General features: G+C 63.9%; 12 protein-coding genes and 2 tRNA genes. 2 read left to right on the forward strand and 12 right to left on the reverse strand.

Annotated elements, in window-relative coordinates; all coding sequences use genetic code 11:
• Positions 1 to 4: 4 nt before the first annotated feature.
• The 9 genes from AC07VH_RS08830 to AC07VH_RS08870 all read right to left on the reverse strand — a co-directional run bounded on the left by AC07VH_RS08830 (position 5) and on the right by AC07VH_RS08870 (position 12,596).
• Positions 5 to 715, reverse strand: coding sequence for a substrate-binding periplasmic protein (locus AC07VH_RS08830; RefSeq protein WP_494787251.1), 711 nt, complete (start codon positions 713 to 715; stop codon positions 5 to 7).
• A gap of 173 nt (positions 716 to 888) precedes the next feature.
• A tRNA-Sec gene (locus tag AC07VH_RS08835) sits at positions 889 to 984 on the reverse strand.
• 12 nt (positions 985 to 996) lie between these two features.
• The gene (selB, locus tag AC07VH_RS08840) at positions 997 to 2,952 is read right to left on the reverse strand and encodes a selenocysteine-specific translation elongation factor (protein WP_494787252.1); all 1,956 of its coding nucleotides are present in this window, start codon (positions 2,950 to 2,952) and stop codon (positions 997 to 999) included.
• Complete coding sequence (selA, locus tag AC07VH_RS08845) at positions 2,949 to 4,358, reverse strand: L-seryl-tRNA(Sec) selenium transferase (protein WP_494787253.1); 1,410 nt, start codon at positions 4,356 to 4,358, stop codon at positions 2,949 to 2,951. Before selA ends, selB begins: the two co-directional genes overlap by 4 nt.
• Positions 4,355 to 5,422, reverse strand: a complete 1,068-nt coding sequence (fdhE, locus tag AC07VH_RS08850; RefSeq protein WP_489630429.1) for a formate dehydrogenase accessory protein FdhE — start codon at positions 5,420 to 5,422, stop codon at positions 4,355 to 4,357. The genes selA and fdhE overlap by 4 nt, the downstream gene beginning before the upstream one ends.
• A gap of 100 nt (positions 5,423 to 5,522) precedes the next feature.
• Positions 5,523 to 6,194, reverse strand: a complete 672-nt coding sequence (locus AC07VH_RS08855) for a formate dehydrogenase subunit gamma (RefSeq protein WP_489630428.1) — start codon at positions 6,192 to 6,194, stop codon at positions 5,523 to 5,525.
• Entirely contained in the window at positions 6,181 to 7,104 is a 924-nt protein-coding gene (gene fdxH / locus AC07VH_RS08860; RefSeq protein ID WP_489630427.1) for a formate dehydrogenase subunit beta, read from the reverse strand. The genes AC07VH_RS08855 and fdxH overlap by 14 nt, the downstream gene beginning before the upstream one ends.
• Before the next feature lie 13 nt (positions 7,105 to 7,117).
• Entirely contained in the window at positions 7,118 to 10,189 is a 3,072-nt protein-coding gene (fdnG, locus tag AC07VH_RS08865) for a formate dehydrogenase-N subunit alpha (RefSeq protein ID WP_494787254.1), read from the reverse strand.
• A 247-nt stretch (positions 10,190 to 10,436) separates the two neighbouring features.
• The gene (locus tag AC07VH_RS08870) at positions 10,437 to 12,596 is read right to left on the reverse strand and encodes a TonB-dependent receptor (RefSeq protein WP_494787255.1); all 2,160 of its coding nucleotides are present in this window, start codon (positions 12,594 to 12,596) and stop codon (positions 10,437 to 10,439) included.
• Between the two features lie 382 nt (positions 12,597 to 12,978).
• Here AC07VH_RS08870 and AC07VH_RS08875 point away from each other — a divergent pair, with 382 nt between their 5' ends.
• A complete protein-coding gene (locus AC07VH_RS08875; RefSeq protein ID WP_494787256.1) occupies positions 12,979 to 14,685 on the forward strand; it encodes a methyl-accepting chemotaxis protein in 1,707 nt (568 codons plus the stop codon).
• Between the two features lie 22 nt (positions 14,686 to 14,707).
• Here AC07VH_RS08875 and AC07VH_RS08880 read toward each other — a convergent pair whose 3' ends face one another.
• Together AC07VH_RS08880 and AC07VH_RS08885 are read right to left on the reverse strand one after the other, a co-directional pair.
• Positions 14,708 to 15,160, reverse strand: a complete 453-nt coding sequence (locus AC07VH_RS08880; protein ID WP_494787257.1) for a hypothetical protein — start codon at positions 15,158 to 15,160, stop codon at positions 14,708 to 14,710.
• A gap of 69 nt (positions 15,161 to 15,229) precedes the next feature.
• Positions 15,230 to 16,717, reverse strand: coding sequence for a SulP family inorganic anion transporter (locus AC07VH_RS08885; protein ID WP_494787258.1), 1,488 nt, complete (start codon positions 16,715 to 16,717; stop codon positions 15,230 to 15,232).
• Positions 16,718 to 16,757: 40 nt separating this feature from the next.
• Here AC07VH_RS08885 and AC07VH_RS08890 point away from each other — a divergent pair, with 40 nt between their 5' ends.
• Entirely contained in the window at positions 16,758 to 17,027 is a 270-nt protein-coding gene (locus tag AC07VH_RS08890; protein ID WP_494787259.1) for a hypothetical protein, read from the forward strand.
• On the opposite strand, the gene AC07VH_RS08895 is transcribed toward AC07VH_RS08890, so the two are convergent.
• Positions 16,996 to 17,069: transfer RNA gene (locus AC07VH_RS08895), tRNA-Cys, on the reverse strand. The two genes, AC07VH_RS08890 and AC07VH_RS08895, sit on opposite strands and share 32 nt — an antisense overlap.
• Between the last annotated feature and the right edge of the window lie 113 nt (positions 17,070 to 17,182).

The following is a 17,182-nucleotide window of genomic DNA, read 5'->3' on the forward strand; positions in this document are numbered from 1 at the left end:
GCAATCAGCGCAGCTGTTCGCGCGCCATGCTGCCGTCGCGGCGCATGGCCGCCGCCGCCCGCTGCATGGCGGCCACCTGCGCCTCGGGCACCTTGAGGTTGCAGGCCAGGTAAGTCTGCACGCGGTTGAAGGTCAGCAGGGGTACCACCTTGCCCTCCCACTCCTTGCCGACGAAAGGCTTGCTGCCCACCGCCAGGCCGACGGCCCACAGGTCGATGCGCCCCAGCAGCAGCTTTTGCGGATTGAGCCACTCCTGCGTGACGGGCGCCACGTTCATGCCGTGCTGGCGCAGGTAATCGTCGCGCGCGTCGCCCAGCACCGTGCCGATCACCAGGCCGCGCGCATCGGCCAGGGTGCGCAGCGCCAGATGCCGCTCGGCCAGGCCATACAGTATCCACTCCGCTTCGTTGAGGGGGCCGATCCAGCGAAATTGCGCTTCGCGCTCTTGCGTGCGGGTGGTGGAAAAGATGCAGGTATCAGGCTCGCGCAGCGCCTGCGCATACGCGCGCTTCCACGGCAGCAGTTCCATCGTATAGCCGACGCCGGCACGCGCCATGATCTCGCGCACCTTCATCGTTTCGCGTCCTACGACGACATTGCCTTCCATCATGCTCGACGGCGGCAAATGCTCGCCGACGATACGCAGGCCCGCCGCCCCGGCCGCCACCGGCAGCAACAGCGCCGCCAGCAGCCATGCCATGCTTGCTTGTTTCATGCTTGCCTTCTTCTACCACAGGGGATACGCATCCCTGCCACCTGCCCGATGGTATCATCGGCCCCCGCCAGCCATGGCCGAACGTTATCAATTAAACCATTATTTTTCCGTAACGTGGCTCAGGGCCAACGCCGGGATCATCATGCGAGGGGGAAGATGGCGAGAAAGACAAGTGGCGGAAAACAGTAGGAGTCGAACCTACGGGAGAACGTCTGACGCCCTCCACCGGGTTTGAAGCCCGGCCACATCACCGGATGAGTGTGCTTTCCGCGGTGCCTGAGCTAGTCGTTGGGCAAGGCTGCGGTGTAGGACCACAATGCTTGCGGACGCAACAAATGCCCATTGCCAACACGGCGAGTATAACCGACGCGGTCGAAGAACTCCAGAACCTGGATCGCCCGCTTGCGGCCCAGGCCGCTGGCATCGCGGAAAGTGGCCGCGCCCACGGCGCCATTGCCGGCTGGCAAACCGGCATCCTCTTCCGCCTGGCGCGCCAGTTCCCGCACCAGCTGCGCCAGCCCGGCCAGCGCCGCCTGGTGATAAAACAGGTCGTGCACCACCTGGCTGATCTGCCCTGCCTTGGCCAGTTTGCGCAAGAGCCGGCGCGTGTCGTCCTCGGCCAGGCCGAAGTCGCGCGCCAGGTCGCGCGTCCAGGGCGGATCGGCACGCCCCTGCTCCAGCGCGGCCAGCAAGGGCTCGGCCATCGCCTGCTCCTGCGGCGTGAGTTCCACGCTGTGCGTCGGCAAGTGCAGACTGGCGCCGCGCGCCAGGATGCCGCCCTGCGCCAGCAAGCCTTCGATCAGGCGGCTCCACAAGGCGTCTTCCATCTCCGCGTCGACGATGCGTTTCAAACGCCACAGTTCCGGCCCCGCCTCGTCGGGGGCGCGCGCATGGAACACCGCCAGGGCGGCCAGCACCCGCTCTTGCAGCGCCAGCAAGGCTGCTGGCGCCAGCAGCAGGGCGTCGTCGCCGCGCAGGGCAATGCGACGCGTGTCGGGCGGCAGCGCGATGGCGTCCGCCGGCAGCAGCGACAGCCGCACCAGCAGCGACTCGCGCAGCCCCAGCGGGCTTTGCGCCAGCAGGGCCGCATAGTCGCCCTGCGCCACAAACGCGGCCAAGGCATCGAGCCAGGCCAGGCGCGCCGGGCTGCGGCGCTTGCGCGCGGGGCCGAACGGGTCGAGCACCATGCCGCCGCCCACCGTCTGCGTCGCCTGCGCATTACGCACGACGAAACGGTCGCCCGGCACGCCGTGCATGGGAGCGTCGAACACCAGCTGCACCCTGCCCGTCTGGCCCGGCGACAGGGTTTCGCCATCGAGCATGACGGCGCGCGCCAGCTGGTGCGCGGCGCCCAGGTGTACGTGCAGCGGCGACCAGGCTTTCAGCTGCACGCCGGCGTCGGGCAATAGCGTCAGTTCCACGTCGAGGCGCTCGGAGCAGTGCGCCAGTGCCGGCGCGACGATCCAGTTACCCCGTTCGATGCGTTCGCGGTCGATGCCGGCCAGGTTCAGCGCCAGGCGCTGGCCCGCCATGCCCGTCTCGGCCGCGCGGTTCTGCGCATGGATGCTGCGCACGCGCGCCGGCGCGCCGCCGGGCGCCAGCTGCAGGCTGTCGCCCACCTGTGCGCGTCCCGCCAGCGCCGTGCCGGTGACGATGGTGCCCTGCCCCGACAAGGTGAACACGCGGTCCACGCCCAGGCGGAACAGCCGGCGCTCGTCGCGTTGCGGCAGGCTGCGCGCCACCTGCGTCAGGTGCGCCAGCAAGGCCGCCACGCCCCCATCGCTGTCGCGATGGGCGGCGGTGGGGAAGATCGGGCTGCCCGCCAGCGGCGTGCCGGCCAGCAGCGCCTCGATGTCCGCCTCCACCTGCGCCACGCGGGCGCTGTCTGCGCGGTCGATCTTGGTCAATGCCACGGCGCCGCGCGTCACGCCCAGCAGCTGCAAGATGGCCAGGTGCTCGTGCGTCTGCGGCATGATGCCATCGTCGGCCGCCACCACCAGCAGGGCGAAGTCGATGCCCGTCACGCCGGACGCCATGGTGCGAATGAATTTTTCGTGGCCCGGCACGTCGATCACGCCCAGCACCGTGCCGTCCGCCAGCGGCAGATAGGCGTAGCCGAGTTCAATCGAGATGCCGCGCGCCTGCTCTTCCTTCAGCCGGTCCGTGTGCACGCCCGTCAGCGCGCGCGTGAGGGTCGTCTTGCCATGGTCGATATGGCCTGCGGTGCCGACGATCATGCGGACAACCCGGCCAGCTGCGCGATGAAGGCCGTCTCGTGCGCCGCGTCCAGGCAGCGCAAATCGAGCCACAGCGTGTCCTGGCCGATGCGGCCGATCACGGGGCAAGGCAAGGCGCGCAGGCGCTGTTCCAGCACACCCAATGGGTTGCTCAGGCGCGAGCCGGGGGCGCTGCGGATGGCCAGGCCAAAGCTGGGCAGCTGGTCGACGGGCAAGGCGCCGCTGCCGATCTGGCTTTGCATGGCTTCGGCCGTGACCACATAGGCGACACCGAGCACGCCTTGCAACTGCGGCAGCAGGGTTTGCGCCTGCGCGCGCATGGCGGCGGCGGGGCGCGTCAAGAGGCGCAAGGTGGTCAGGCGTTCGGCCAGCAAGTCCGGCGCGCGGTACAGCTGCAGCACGGGGGCCAGGGCCGCCAGGGTGAGCTTGCCGACCCTCAGTGCGCGTTTCAAGGGATTGCGCTTGATTTGCGCGATCAGGTCGGCGCGGCCGACGATGACGCCGCACTGCGGACCACCGAGCAACTTGTCGCCGCTGAAGGTCACCAGGTCGGCGCCCGCCGCGATGGTTTCGCGCACCGTCGTTTCATGCGGCAAGCCGTACTGCGCCAGGTCGACCAGGGTACCGCTGCCCAGGTCCACGGCCGTGGGAATCGCGTGTTGCGCCGCCAGCGGCACCAGTTCGTCGAGCGCCACGCTTTTCGTGAAACCCGTGATCGCGTAATTGCTGCAATGGACCTTCATCAGCAAGGCCGTGTCTTCATTCACGCCATTCGCGTAATCGGCCAGGTGCGTGCGGTTGGTGCTGCCCACTTCGCGCAGCACGGCGCCCGCGCGCGTCATCACGTCGGGGATGCGGAAGGCACCGCCGATTTCCACCAGTTCCCCGCGCGAGACGATCACTTCCTTGTTCTGCGCCAAAGTGTTCAGCATCAGCAGCACGGCGGCCGCGTTGTTGTTGACGATGGTGGCCGCTTCGGCCCCCGTCAGTTCGCGCAGCAGTTCCTCGACCAGGTCGTCGCGGTCGCCGCGCTTGCCCGTTTCCAGGTCGAATTCCAGGTTCATCGGCCACTGCAGCGCCTCGACCACGGCGTGCACGGCGGCGTCGGGCAGCAGCGCGCGGCCCAGGTTCGTGTGCAGCACGGTGCCCGTCAGGTTGAACACGGGGCGCAGCCGCGGGTGCGCTTGCGATTGCAGCCGTTCGTCCACCTGCGCGACGATGGCGGCGATTGACGCGCCCTCTTCGCAGACTGCACCGGCGAGCATGGCCGTGCGCAGGTCGGCCAGCACGGAGCGCGCGCAGGCCAGGGTCTGCGCGCGGCCGTATGCGGCGATCAGCTCAAGGCAAGCCGCGTCGCCCAGGATGCGGTCCACCGACGGCAGGCGCACGGTCTGCCCCGTCGTCATGCTTGCTGGCCCTCGCCGCTTTCGCCCTTCCCCAGCCACAGCAGCGGATTGCCGCTGGCGCGCTGGTAGCCCGCTTCGCCCACCAGCAGGTCGAGCATCAGGCTGGCCAGGTCGTCGGCCAGCGGTTCCACGTTGTAATCGTGTTCCTGGTTGAAGACCTTGCGGTAGGTATGGCAGTCGTCGCAGGTTTCCGCGCGCGCCACCTTCTTCGGGTCATTCGCCTTGTTGGGTAACTTGTCGTCCTTCGCCGCCACGGGGTCGAACGGCGCGGCGTCGGCCGCATCGAGACCCTGGTAGGCGATCTTGCCATTTTGTTCGCAGGTCGAGCACTTCACGCGCACCATATGCCATTCGCTTTCGCAGATGCCGCAATGCAGGTAGCGGTAGCCCTGCGACTGGCCGCCGATGCGGATCACGCTGGCGACGGGGTGCGAGCCGCAGACGGGGCACAGGGTGCCCGTTTCCAGGTCCGGCACGCGCGCGGCGCGCAGTTCGCTGGCCGACACCGACCACAGGATTTGCAGGGCGGCCGCGACGAACGGCGCGTGCATGGGATTGAGGTTGTCGCCGTTTTCATCGAGCACGGCATCGGCGCAGGCGTCCAGCGCTGGCGCGTCGAGCGCGCGCAGTTGCGCCAGCACCTGCGTCAGGCCGCCGGACAGGGCCGGCTGGCGTGCCGCCGTGGCGGCCAGTTCATCGAGCAGGCTGGCAAAGATGTCGCGCCAGACGGGCGGACGGGCGCCGCTGACGGGCAACACCGGCATGCGGTGGGCGATGGCACGGCGCAGCGCATCGGGGTCGGCGGCAGGCACGGCGCCGGGCGCCAGTTTTCCCACCACGGCGGCCTGCGCATCGGCCAGCGCGGCCATCAGCACCAGATAGCCCTGCATGCCCGCGTCGACGGGGATGCCCTTGATATTGCCCTGCGCCAGTTCGCGCAAGCGCAAGGCACGCGCCGTAAACAGGCTGTCAGGCTGCGGCAGCAGCAGGCGCGGAATCGCGTTGTGGTCCAGGCCTTCGATTTCGCCTGGCTGAAGAATACGTTGTACCAATGGAGTTCCCATCAAAAAAGGGGATGTAAAAGTATTTTAATCGATAAAGAGAAAGGGGCCGATCCTGTGGGACCGGCCCCGGCTCTTGCAGCAGGGTATCGCTTACGGCAGCTTAATCCTTGCTGTTGCGTACCACCGCCTCAAACCACTTCGGATGGTGCTTGCGCGCCCAGCCATAGGTGACGGTGCCGCGCACCATGGCGCCGACCGAGCCCTTGACCCAGATCGCCGCGTAGATGTGTACGATGATGGCGCAGATGATGCCGAATGCGCAACCGGCATGCAGCAAGGCGGCAAAGCGCACCACGCCGATCGGGAAATAGAACGCGAAATACGCGCGCCAGATCACGATGCCCGACAGCAGCAAGCCCACCATGCAGAACAGCAGCACGAAGAACAGGATCTTCTGGCCGGCATTGTATTTGCCGATCTTCGGAAGCTTGTCCTCGCGGTTGTTGAGCACGTCATCCATCTGTTTCAGCCACTGCTTGTCGCCGTCCTCGAACTTGTTGTGGTGCCAGAAGCGCACCACGAGGATCGCGAACGAGACGAACATCACCAGGCCGGCAAACGGATGCAAAATGCGCGTCCATTGCCCGCCGCCGAACAGGTTCGCCAGCCACGCCATCGAGGGATGGAACATGGCCAGGCCGGACAGGGCCAGCATGACGAAGGTGATGGCCGTCACCCAGTGATTCGTGCGCTCGTTCGGGTTGTAGCGTTCGATCAAGGGATTGCCATCCTTGTCGCGCAGCTTTCCATCATGCAGGTCACTGTGGCTCATTATGTTCCTCCCGGATGCGCCTGGCTTCTTCCAAAGCCTCGTGCTCTTCTTCCTTGCTCACTTCGTTCGGACCGACACGCGTGTAATGGAAGAAGCCCGCCAGCGCCGTCGCGGCCATGCCGGCCACCGCCAGCGGCTTGGACCAGCCCTTCCAGAAGCCCACCATCGGGCTGATGCGCGGGCGTTCCGGCAAGTTCGAATACAGCTTCGGCTTGTCGGCATGGTGCAGCACGTACATCACGTGCGTGCCGCCCACGCCCAGCGGATCGTACAGGCCCGCGTTCTCGAAACCGCGCGACTTCAGGTCGACGATGCGCTCTTCCGCATGCACCTTCATGTCTTCCTTGGTGCCGAAGACGATGGCGCCCGTCGGGCAGGTCTTCACGCAGGCCGGTTCCTGGCCCACGGCCACGCGGTCCGAGCACAAGGTGCACTTGTAGGCGCGGTCGTCCTTTTTCGAAATGCGGGGCACGTCGAAAGGACAGCCGGCCACGCAGTAGCCGCAGCCGATGCAGTTTTCCTGGTGGAAATCCACGATGCCGTTCGTGTACTGCACGATGGCGCCCGGCGCCGGACAGGCTTTCAGACAGCCCGGGTCCTCGCAGTGCATACAGCCATCCTTGCGGATCAGCCACTCGAGGTTGCCGTCGTTGTTTTCGTGTTCGGCAAAACGCATCACCGTCCACGATTGCGGCGTCAGGTCCGTCGGATTGTCATAGGTGCCATGGTTTTCGCCGACTTCGTCCCGCAAGTCGTTCCATTCCATGCACGCCGTCTGGCAAGCCTTGCAGCCGATGCATTTCGACACATCGATCAGCTTGGCCACGGTGCCCGTCACCGGGCTGCGCGCCTGCGGCGGCGTTACCGTGGTCGCCGACAGGCGCCGGATATCTAAGGATTGCAGTGCCATTATTGAGCTCCCATCATGCTTTTTCCACCTTCACGAGGAAGGACTTGAATTCCGGCGTTTGCGAATTCGCATCCCCCACGCCCGGCGTCAGGGTATTGATCAGATACCCCGGCTTGGCCACGCCCGTAAAGCCCCAGTGCAGCGGCAGGCCGACGGTATGCACCGGCTTGCCCTCGATCATCAACGCCTTGATGCGCTTGGTGACGACGGCCTTGGCGATGATGTGGCCCCGCTTGGAACTGACGCGCACTTCGCCGCCAGCCACCACGCCGATGCTCTTGGCCAGCTCTTCGCCGATTTCAACGAATTGCTGCGGCTGGATGATGGCATTCAGGCGCGCATGCTTGGTCCAGTAATGGAAATGCTCGGTCAAACGGTAGCTGGTGGCCACATGCGGATATTCCTCATGCGTACCGAACATTTTCCGGTCATCGGCGAACACGCGCGCGGCCGGATTGCTGGTCGCCTGCGGGTTTTTCGGATGCATGGGGTTGTAGCCCAGCGGATTTTCGAACGGCTCGTAATGCTCGGGGAACGGCCCTTCGGCCATGGCGCCGCGCGCAAAGAAGCGCGCCACGCCCTCGCCCAGCATGATGAACGGCCCCATGCCGTTTTCCGGCGGTTCGTCGACCTTGAAGTCGGGAATATCGGCCCCGCTCCAGTTCGTGCCATTCCACTCGATCAACTTGCGGGTCGGATCGAAGGCCTTGCCCTTCAAGTCGCACGAGGCGCGGTTGTACAGCACGCGGCGGTTCGCCGGCCACGCCCAGGCCCAGCCCAGGGTCTGGCCGATGCCGGTCGGGTCGCTGTTGTCGCGCCGTCCCATCTGGTTGCCCGCCTGCGTCCAGCTGCCGGCGAAGATCCAGCAACCGCTGGTGGTGGTGCCGTCGTCGCGCAATTGCGCAAACGAGGCCAGCTGTTCGCCCTTCTTCACCAGCAGCTTGGTCGGATCTTTCGGATCGTACAAGTCGGCCAGCGCCTTGCCGTTGAATTCGCGGGCGATTTCTTCCGGCTGCGGGTTATGCGGCTGCGCATAATTCCACGTCAGGTTGACGATAGGATCGGGGAACTTGCCGCCCTCTTTCTTGTACATGCTGCGCATGCGCAGGAACAGGCCGGACATGATCTCCAGGTCGCTGCGCGCCTGGCCCGGCGGTTCGGCCGCCTGCCAGTGCCACTGCAGCACGCGCGAAGAGCTCACCAGCGAACCGCGTTCTTCGGCGAAGCAGCTCGTTGGCAAGCGGAACACTTCCGTCATGATCTTGGTGGGATCGACTTCGTGGTATTGCCCGTGCGCCTTCCAGAATTCGCCCGTTTCCACGGCCAGCGGATCCATGATGACGAGGAACTTCAGCTTAGCCAGCGCTTCCGTGACCTTCTGCTTGTTCGGCGCGGACGCCAGCACATTGAAGCCCTGGCAGATATAGCCCGTCATCTTGCCTTGGTGCATGTTCTCGATGGCTTGCATCAAGTCATACGGCTTGTCGAGTTTCGGCAGATAGTCGAAGGCGTAGTTGTTCTCGGCCGTGGCAAAGTCGCCCCACCACGTCTTCATGAAGCTGACGTGGAACTTGCGGTAATTGCTCCAGTAGCTGAGCTGGTTCGGCCGCAGCGGCTTGGTGGCGCGCGCGGCGATATAGCCGTCGAAATCCTGCTCGCCCTCGTTCGGCAAGGTCATGTAGCCTGGCAACAGGTTCGACATCAGGCCCAGGTCGGTCAAGCCCTGGATGTTCGAGTGGCCGCGCAAGGCGTTCATGCCGCCGCCCGCGATCCCCATGTTACCCAGCAACAACTGCACCATGGCGCCCGTGCGGATGGTCTGCGCGCCCGTCGAGTGGTGCGTCCAGCCCAGCGCGTACAGGATGGTACCGGCGCGTCCCGGCACGGCGGTCGAAGCCAAAGCTTCCGCCACCTTGTGGAACTTGTCGGCCGACACGCCGCACGTCCGTTCGACCATCTCGGTCGTGTAACGCGCGTAGTGCTTCTTCATCATCTGGTAGACGCAGCGCGGGTGTTCCAGGGTCGGGTCGACCTTGGCGTAGCCGTCGTCGCCGATCTCGTAATCCCAGGTGGCCTTGTTGGTGTACTTGCCTTTTTCCTTGTCGAAACCCGAGAACAGGCCGTCCTCGAACGCATAGTCTTCGCGCACGATGAAAGGCATGTCCGTGTAGTTGCGCACGTACTCATGCTGGATCTTGTCGTTCGTCAGCAGATAATTGATGATCGCGCCGAGGAAGACGATGTCCGTGCCGGTACGCGTGGCGCAGTAGTAATCTGCCACGGATGCGGTACGGGTAAAACGCGGATCGACAACGATCAGCTTGGCCTTGTTATGCGCCTTCGCTTCCGTTACCCATTTGAATCCGCAAGGATGTGCTTCTGCTGCATTGCCGCCCATGACCAGGATCACGTCGGCATTCTTGATATCGACCCAATGATTCGTCATCGCGCCACGGCCAAACGTCGGGGCAAGACCTGCCACCGTCGGTCCGTGTCATACACGCGCCTGATTATCAAAGGTCAGCATCCCCATGCTGCGCACTGTCTTGTGGGTCAGATACCCGACTTCGTTGCTGCCGGCGGACGCGGCCAGCATGCCGGTGGAGAGCCAGCGGTTGACGGTCTTGCCGTCGGCATTCTTTTCGATCAGGTTGGCGTCGCGGTCATCCTTCATCAGGCGCGCGATCTTGTCGAGCGCCACATCCCAGGAGATCGGTTGCCATTCCGTGCCGCCCGGTGCACGGTATTCGGGCACTTTCAGGCGGTTCGGGCTGTGGATGAAGTCGACCAGGCTGGCGCCTTTCGGGCACAGCGTGCCGCGGTTCACCGGGTGATCGGCATCGCCTTCCACGTGGATGATGCTGGAGACGGCGTTTTTCGCGCCATCGCCCAGGCCATACAGCAGAACGCCGCAGCCAACGGAACAGTAAGGACAGGTATTGCGGGTCTCGGTCGTGCGAGCCAGCTTGTATTGCCGTACTTCTGCCATCGCCTGCCCCGGCGCAAAACCGAGCAAGGCGAGGCTGGAGCCAGCAATCGTGGCGCCAGTTACCCGAAGGAACTGGCGCCTGGATATCTGAACCATATCAGACCTCTATGATGTGAGTAAATAAAAAGTCATACGGCGTCATGACAGTGTCATATCACCAAGATATAAGCACCATGCCCGTGCCGTATGACGCGTATTTTACCCCTCAAACCCAGTCAAGGCTCAGTCCGCCGGAAAAAATTACTCGCAGTCAACATTAATTTATCCATACCGAATACTTCCTCTAAATGGGCGGGCATGAAAAAACCCGCTCGCGAGCGGGTTTTGAGGGAGTCGGCAAATATTACAGGCTGTAGCGCAAAGTCAGCGCCACATTGCGCGGCGCGCCCGGCAAGCTCAGGTTCGGACTGGAACCGTGGCCGGAAACGATGTAGCGCGTGTCGCCGATATTGTTGATGTTCAGCTGCACTTCATAGCGGCCCGTGCGGTACGAGGCCATGGCGTCGGCCGTCACGTAGCCGGGCAAGACCACCGTGTTGCCCGCATTGGCGAAACGGCTGCCGACGGCATTCGCGCCGCCGCCCACCGTGTAGCCGTGGCCCAGGTCTTTCGTCAGCCACAGGTTGGCCGTATTGCGCGCGGTCAAGGTGGCGCGCTTGCCCTTGACCGGCACTTCTCTGGCGACGGTGCTGCCTGGCACATTGACGCTCTTGTCCTTGGCGATGGAATCGGTGATGGTGGCATCCAGGTAAGCGTAGCCGGCCATCATTTTCCAGCCATCGTGCAAGTCCGCATTGAAGGTCAGCTCCAGGCCATCCGTGCGCTGCGTGCCGACGGGCACGATGCGGTTGGTGATCGGGTCGCTGGTCTTGATATTGTCGCGCTCCAGGCGGAACAGCGAGACGGTGGCGTTGGCGCGGCCGCCCCACAGGTCGTACTTGGCGCCCACTTCCGTGTTGCGCGTGGTTTCCGGCGCCAGGTCGGCATTATTCGCGGCCAGGGCGAAGTTCTCGCCGCTGGGCTGGAACGAACGGCTCCACGACGCGTAGTACGACTGCGCAGCGCCCGGTTGCCAGACGAGACCGGCGCGGGGGCTGTAGGCCGAATCCGTGCGCGACAGGTCCGCCGTCGTCACGCCTAGCGCATTGGCCAGGCGCGACTGCTGCTTGTAGCGGTCGTAGCGCAGGCCGGCCAGCGCCTTCCACTCGTCGCTGAAACTGATGGCGTCCTGCACGTAGGCGGCGGCCGTGTCATAGGTGCCGAAGGTATCGCTGCGCGCGCCCAGCTTGGTCCGGTCGACCAAGGGCAGCACGGGATGGAAAATCGACACGGGTTTCGCAGGTGTCGATACAGCGATGGCGGCCCAGCTGCTGGCATCCTTGTTCTGCTTGCCGAACTCGGCGCCGTACAGCACTTCGTGGCGCAGGCTGCCCGTGACCAGCTTTTGCGTCAGTTCCGTCTGGTTGAACCAGCCGCTCTCGTCACGGTTGAGCTTGGCGTGACCGAGGTTCATCGTGCCCTTGACTTCGTTGACGTTGCCGGAAATATTCGTGTTGTTGCGGTCCAGGTGGTAATCGTAATAGCGGAAGGCATTGCGCAGCGACAAGCTATCGCTGAACTTGTGCGTCAGGGTGGCGGCCGTGGAGACCACGCGCGACTGGCTGAAATCGGCATCGCGGGCATTCGCGGCGCCATAATAGGTGCCCGCATCGACGGCGACGGGACGGCCCTGGTAGGACGGGATGCCGAAGTCCGTCAGGCGGCGGTCTTCCAGGTAGTCGCCCTGCAGCAGCAGTTTCGTCGCGCCCGACAGGCGGATGGCCAAGGAAGGCGCCAGCGCCGTGCGGTTGATGAATTGCTGGTCGCGGTAGCTGTCGGACAATTCGCGCGCGCCCGTGACGCGCCAGTCCACCGTCTCGCCGACACGGCCCACATCGACTTCGCCGCGGCGCCCTGCCGTATTCGTCAGGCTCAATGCCACGTCCGTGATATCGATACCCGGCTTCTTGGTGATGCGGTTGACCAGGCCGCCCGAGGAACCGCGGCCGTACAGCACGGCGGCCGGCCCCTTGATCACTTCCAGGCGCTCGACGTTCGACAGGTCGCGGAAATACAGGGCGTCATCGCGGAAGCCGTCGACGAACTGGTCGCCGATGGCCGTGAAACCGCGGATGAACACCTGGTCGCGCTGGCCGTCGCCCGTGGACAGGCCCACGCCGGGGATATTCTTCATGATGTCCTGGATCGACATGGCGTTCTGGTCGCGGATCACGGCGGCCGGCACCACGTTGATCGTCTGCGGCACGTCGCGCAGGGCCATTTCCGTCTTGGTGCCGCTGGCGGAGGTGGCGGCGACATAGCCATCCTTGTCCTTGGCCGCGGTCACGGTGACGGCGGGCATGCTTTCCTGCGCCCATGCCGCCAATGGCGTGGCGCCGAAGGTCAAGGCGCCCAGTACGGCGATGGTGATCGGTTTGCATCCTGGCTTGCGACGTTGCTGCATACAATTCCCTGGTCAATGGTTTAATACGAATGATTATCATTAGTATTTTATCAGCCGCGAATGGAAAAAGTAAGGCGGAATGTAAGTGATAGTACTTATGGACGAGGGACTTGATGTAAAAAAGCAACAGGAAATCAATATCAAAAAATAATTAAAATTGCCGTAAGAAACTATTTCCGTGCGTCAATGCTATACTTGCGGCTTGCTGGGCAACGGTCAGCCTGACCGGCATGCCCCCTGCTTCACCTCCAACGCCACGCTCAGCGCGGCGCGCCGCACAGCCATCACGCGGCACCCGAAGACCCCGATCCCCTGCGCCTTGCGGCGCCTGTCCGCCCCTGCTGGCGGCGGCGATCATGACTATTAAACTGTTAGGAATTACATGAAAAACCTGAACATCGGCAGCCGCCTTGGCGTCGGCTTTGCTGTCGTATTGCTGTTGCTTGCTGCCTTGACCATCACCGCCCTCGTGCGCATGCAAACGGCCAGCGACCTGACTTACCGCCTGATCAATACCAGCATCAAGAACCAGCGCATGGTGGCCGAATGGTCGAAGATCATCGAACTCAACAGCGTGCGCGGCGTCGCCTCGTTCGAAATCACCGATCCTGTCGTGCGCGCCAAGATCGAGGAAGACCTGAAGGTCGATGCGGAACGTTCCAGCAAGCTGCAGGACGACATCATCGCCTCCTTGCTCAACCCGGCCGTGATCGAGCAGTTCAAGGTCGTGCGCAAGGTGCGCACCGACTACGTGACGACGCGCGCGCGCGCCTTCAAGATGAAGGCCGACGGCGACGTAGCCGGTGCCAAGATCGTATTCGAGAAGGAAGTCGCACCGATCACCGTGGCCTACCTGGCCGAAGTGAAACGCTTTGCCGGCATGCAGATCAAGGCTGCCGACGGCGTCGGCGCCAGCATCATCGAGGCTTACAGCGGCACGCGCATCTTCCTGATCACCATGGGCGTGCTGGCCGTGCTGATGGGCATCGGTTTTGCGTGGTGGATCACGCGCTCGATCACCGGCCCCATCCGCGACGCCGTGAAAGTGGCGGAAACCGTGGCAGCTGGCGACCTGAGCAGCACCATCACGGTGCAGGGCCGCGATGAAACGGCGCAGCTGATGCACGCCCTGAAAACCATGAACGACAGCCTCGTCGGCATCGTGGGCCAGGTGCGCAGCGGCACCGACACCATCGCCACGGCGTCCGCGGAAATCGCCGCCGGCAACCAGGACCTGTCGTCGCGCACGGAACAGCAAGCCAGTTCGCTGGAAGAAACGGCCTCGTCGATGGAAGAATTGACCTCGACCGTGAAACAGAATGCGGACAACGCGCGCCAGGCGAATAAGCTGGCCGGCGACGCGGCCGGCATCGCCAGTCGTGGCGGCGCCGTGGTGGCCGAAGTGGTCGCCACCATGGGCGAGATCAATACCTCGTCGAAGAAAATCGTCGACATCATCTCCGTCATCGACGGCATCGCCTTCCAGACCAACATCCTGGCCTTGAACGCGGCCGTGGAAGCGGCGCGTGCCGGCGAACAGGGCCGCGGCTTCGCCGTCGTGGCAACCGAGGTGCGCAACCTGGCGCAGCGCTCGGCGGCGGCGGCAAAAGAAATCAAGGGCTTGATCGACGATTCCGTGCAAAAGGTCGACGTGGGCACGGACCTGGTCGACAAGGCGGGCAAGACGATGGAAGAAATTGTGCAAAGCATCGGCTTCGTCACGTCCATCATGAGCGAGATCAGCAACGCCAGCGAAGAGCAAAGCGCGGGCATCGAGCAAGTCAACCAGGCCATTTCCGAAATGGACCAGGTGACCCAGCAAAATGCGGCCCTGGTGGAAGAAGCCTCGGCAGCGGCAGAAGCGATGCAGGAACAGGCGAGCGAACTGGCACAGGTGGTCAGCGTGTTCCGCCTGGACGCCAACGCGGCGGCCACCGACCGCTTCAGCGCCAAGGCGGCGCAGCGCAGCGCGCCGGCAACCCCGGCAGCGCCAGTCCGCAAGGCCTCCATCCCTGCCCTGCGCCTGCCCGCGACGCGCGCCAGCGGCAAGGCAACGGCACCTGCCGAAGGCGAGTGGGAAGAGTTTTAAAGCTGCTGCAAGCCGCGCGGCATCAAGCCGCGCCGGCTTGCGCTGTGGCGATCAGTGCCGCCAGCTCGCGCGGCGCGGATTGCCCCAGAAATGCCAGCGCCAGCGCCTCCGGATCGATGGCGGCGTCCATCGGCAAGCCATGCTCGAAGCCGCCTACCATGATGCGGCAGAAATGCGGCGATTCGGCCCGCGTTTCCACATACCAGCAACCCGCATGGCGCTGCACGAAGTATTCGCCGATAAAGTAGCCGAGCATGGTCTTCACCCATTGCCAGCTCTCGTCGCGGATGACGATGGTGCGCATGGCCGCATCGATGTACGGCAGGTACTCGGCCGCGTTGCTCAGCACTTCGTGCGCGGGCTGGATGCCCAGGCGCTCGACAAAACTCACCAGCGACGCACCCAGCGCGTCATAGTAGGCATCAAAAGCCGTCTGGCTTTGTTGCAATAATTGTTCTTGTTCGTACGACAGCATTCACACTCCACAGACATTCGACAATTCCGCCCATCCCGAGAAATCGGGCGGAGCAGACTTTCCCATATTTTACGCCACGCTCACATCCACCCCGGCCCGCTGCAGCAAGGCCTGGTTACGGGCGGACAGATGCGTCACCTGCAGGTGCTTGCCGGCCTTGTCGTAGCGCTCATACAAGGCTTCGATGGCGGCGATGGCCGAGTGATCGGCCATGTGCAGATGCCGGCAATCGAGGATGACGCGGGCCGGATCGGCGGCCGGCTGGAACAGTTCCTGGAAATGCGTGGTCGAGGCGAAAAACAGGGTGCCGTGCGGCAGGTACACGCGCACGCCGGAGCTGCCATCATCGATGTCGGCGCGCATCTCGCGCGCATGTTGCCAGGCAAAATTCAAGGCGGCAATCACGATGCCGCACAGCACCGCCATCGCCAGGTCCGTAAACACCGTGATCACCGTCACGGCGACGATCACCAGCGCATCCTGCAGCGGCACCTTGCCCAGCACGCGCAGGGAACCCCAGGCAAACGTCTGCTGCGCCACGACGAACATCACGCCCACCAGCGCGGCCAGCGGAATGCGTTCGATCAGCGGCGAGAGGAACAGGATGAACAATAAAATCATCACGCCGGCCGTGACGCCCGACAGGCGCGAGCGGCCGCCCGAGCTCAGGTTGATCATGGTCTGCCCGATCATGGCGCAGCCGCCCATGCCGCCAAACAGGCCCGACACGACGTTCGAGGCGCCCAGGGCGATGCATTCGCGATTGGGCTGGCCCCGCGTTTCCGTTATCTCATCCGTGAGATTAAAGGTGAGCAAGGTTTCCAGCAGCCCCACCATGGCCATCAGCGCCGCATACGGAAAGATGATGTGCAAGGTGGCCATGTCCAGCGGCACCGTGGGCCAATGCAGGGCCGGCAAGCCGCCGGCGATATGCGCGAGGTCGCCCAGGGTGCGCGTGGGCAGGTGCAGGAAATGGCTGAGCACGCCCACGCCCAGGATGGCCACCAGCGCGGGCGGCACGGCGCGCGTGATGCGCGGCAACACGTAGACAATGGCCATGGTGAGCAGCACCAGCGCACCCATCGCATACAAGGGCGTGCCTTGCAGCCATTGTTCACCCTGCGGCGTGGCCTGGCGAAAGTGTTCCAGCTGGGCCATGGCGATGACGATGGCCAGGCCATTCACGAAGCCCAGCATCACCGGGTAGGGCACCATGCGTATCAACTTCCCAAGGCGCAAGAGGCCGAACAGCGCCATGATGATGCCGCTCAGCACCACGGTCGCCAGCAGGTATTGCACGCCATGCTGGGCCACCAGCGCCACGATGACGACGGCCATGGAACCGGCCGCGCCGGAAATCATGCCGGGGCGCCCGCCAAAGATGGCCGTGAATGCGCAGATGATGAAGGCGCCATACAGGCCCATCAGGGGATTCAACTGCGCCACCAGGGCAAAGGCGATGCATTCCGGCACCAGCGCGAACGAGGTGGTCAGGCCCGCCAGGACGTTTTTTTGTATGTTCGAGAACCACTCTTCCCGAAAAGTTGCGTTGATCATTGATGCGTATCCAAAGTCGGAACAGAGAAATGCCGGCCTGATGAAAAATAACCAGGCGCAGCCAAGCCAGCGGGCGTCACAGAAAAGTTGCGCTGAGGTTGAACGGAGCAGGAAAGTCGTCAGTGACTACATCGGTCTGGCGGAAAGGGGAAGTTTCATCAAGGCGCCAGGCGGCGCGGCTGAGCTTGCCGGCATTATACAAGATGCACAGCGGGCAAAGTCTGGCGAGAGCGCAGACAAAAAAATAGCCCACTCGAAAGTGGGCTATTTTTTTCATCTGGAGGCGAGGACGGGAATCGAACCCGTCTAAACGGCTTTGCAGGCCGCTGCATAACCTCTTTGCTACCTCGCCAGAGGAACTGCTTGGATGCGCCTTGCGGCCCACCTTGAAAACTGGAGCGGGAGAAGAGTCTCGAACTCTCGACCTCAACCTTGGCAAGGTTGCGCTCTACCAACTGAGCTACT

Source organism: Janthinobacterium sp. GW821-FHT03C10 (genome assembly GCF_059420865.1).

What these genes read in the sequence shown, in the direction of transcription:
- selA (WP_494787253.1), bottom strand. Translation starts at nt 4,358, where the DNA reads ATGACGACGGGGCAGACCGTGCGCCTGCCGTCGGTGGACCGCATCCTG.
- AC07VH_RS08830 (WP_494787251.1), bottom strand. Translation starts at nt 715, where the DNA reads ATGAAACAAGCAAGCATGGCATGGCTGCTGGCGGCGCTGTTGCTGCCG.
- AC07VH_RS08875 (WP_494787256.1), top strand. Translation starts at nt 12,979, where the DNA reads ATGAAAAACCTGAACATCGGCAGCCGCCTTGGCGTCGGCTTTGCTGTC.
- selB (WP_494787252.1), bottom strand. Translation starts at nt 2,952, where the DNA reads ATGATCGTCGGCACCGCAGGCCATATCGACCATGGCAAGACGACCCTC.
- fdxH (WP_489630427.1), bottom strand. Translation starts at nt 7,104, where the DNA reads ATGGCACTGCAATCCTTAGATATCCGGCGCCTGTCGGCGACCACGGTA.
- AC07VH_RS08890 (WP_494787259.1), top strand. Translation starts at nt 16,758, where the DNA reads ATGAAAAATAACCAGGCGCAGCCAAGCCAGCGGGCGTCACAGAAAAGT.
- AC07VH_RS08855 (WP_489630428.1), bottom strand. Translation starts at nt 6,194, where the DNA reads ATGAGCCACAGTGACCTGCATGATGGAAAGCTGCGCGACAAGGATGGC.
- AC07VH_RS08880 (WP_494787257.1), bottom strand. Translation starts at nt 15,160, where the DNA reads ATGCTGTCGTACGAACAAGAACAATTATTGCAACAAAGCCAGACGGCT.
- fdhE (WP_489630429.1), bottom strand. Translation starts at nt 5,422, where the DNA reads ATGGGAACTCCATTGGTACAACGTATTCTTCAGCCAGGCGAAATCGAA.
- AC07VH_RS08885 (WP_494787258.1), bottom strand. Translation starts at nt 16,717, where the DNA reads ATGATCAACGCAACTTTTCGGGAAGAGTGGTTCTCGAACATACAAAAA.
- AC07VH_RS08870 (WP_494787255.1), bottom strand. Translation starts at nt 12,596, where the DNA reads ATGCAGCAACGTCGCAAGCCAGGATGCAAACCGATCACCATCGCCGTA.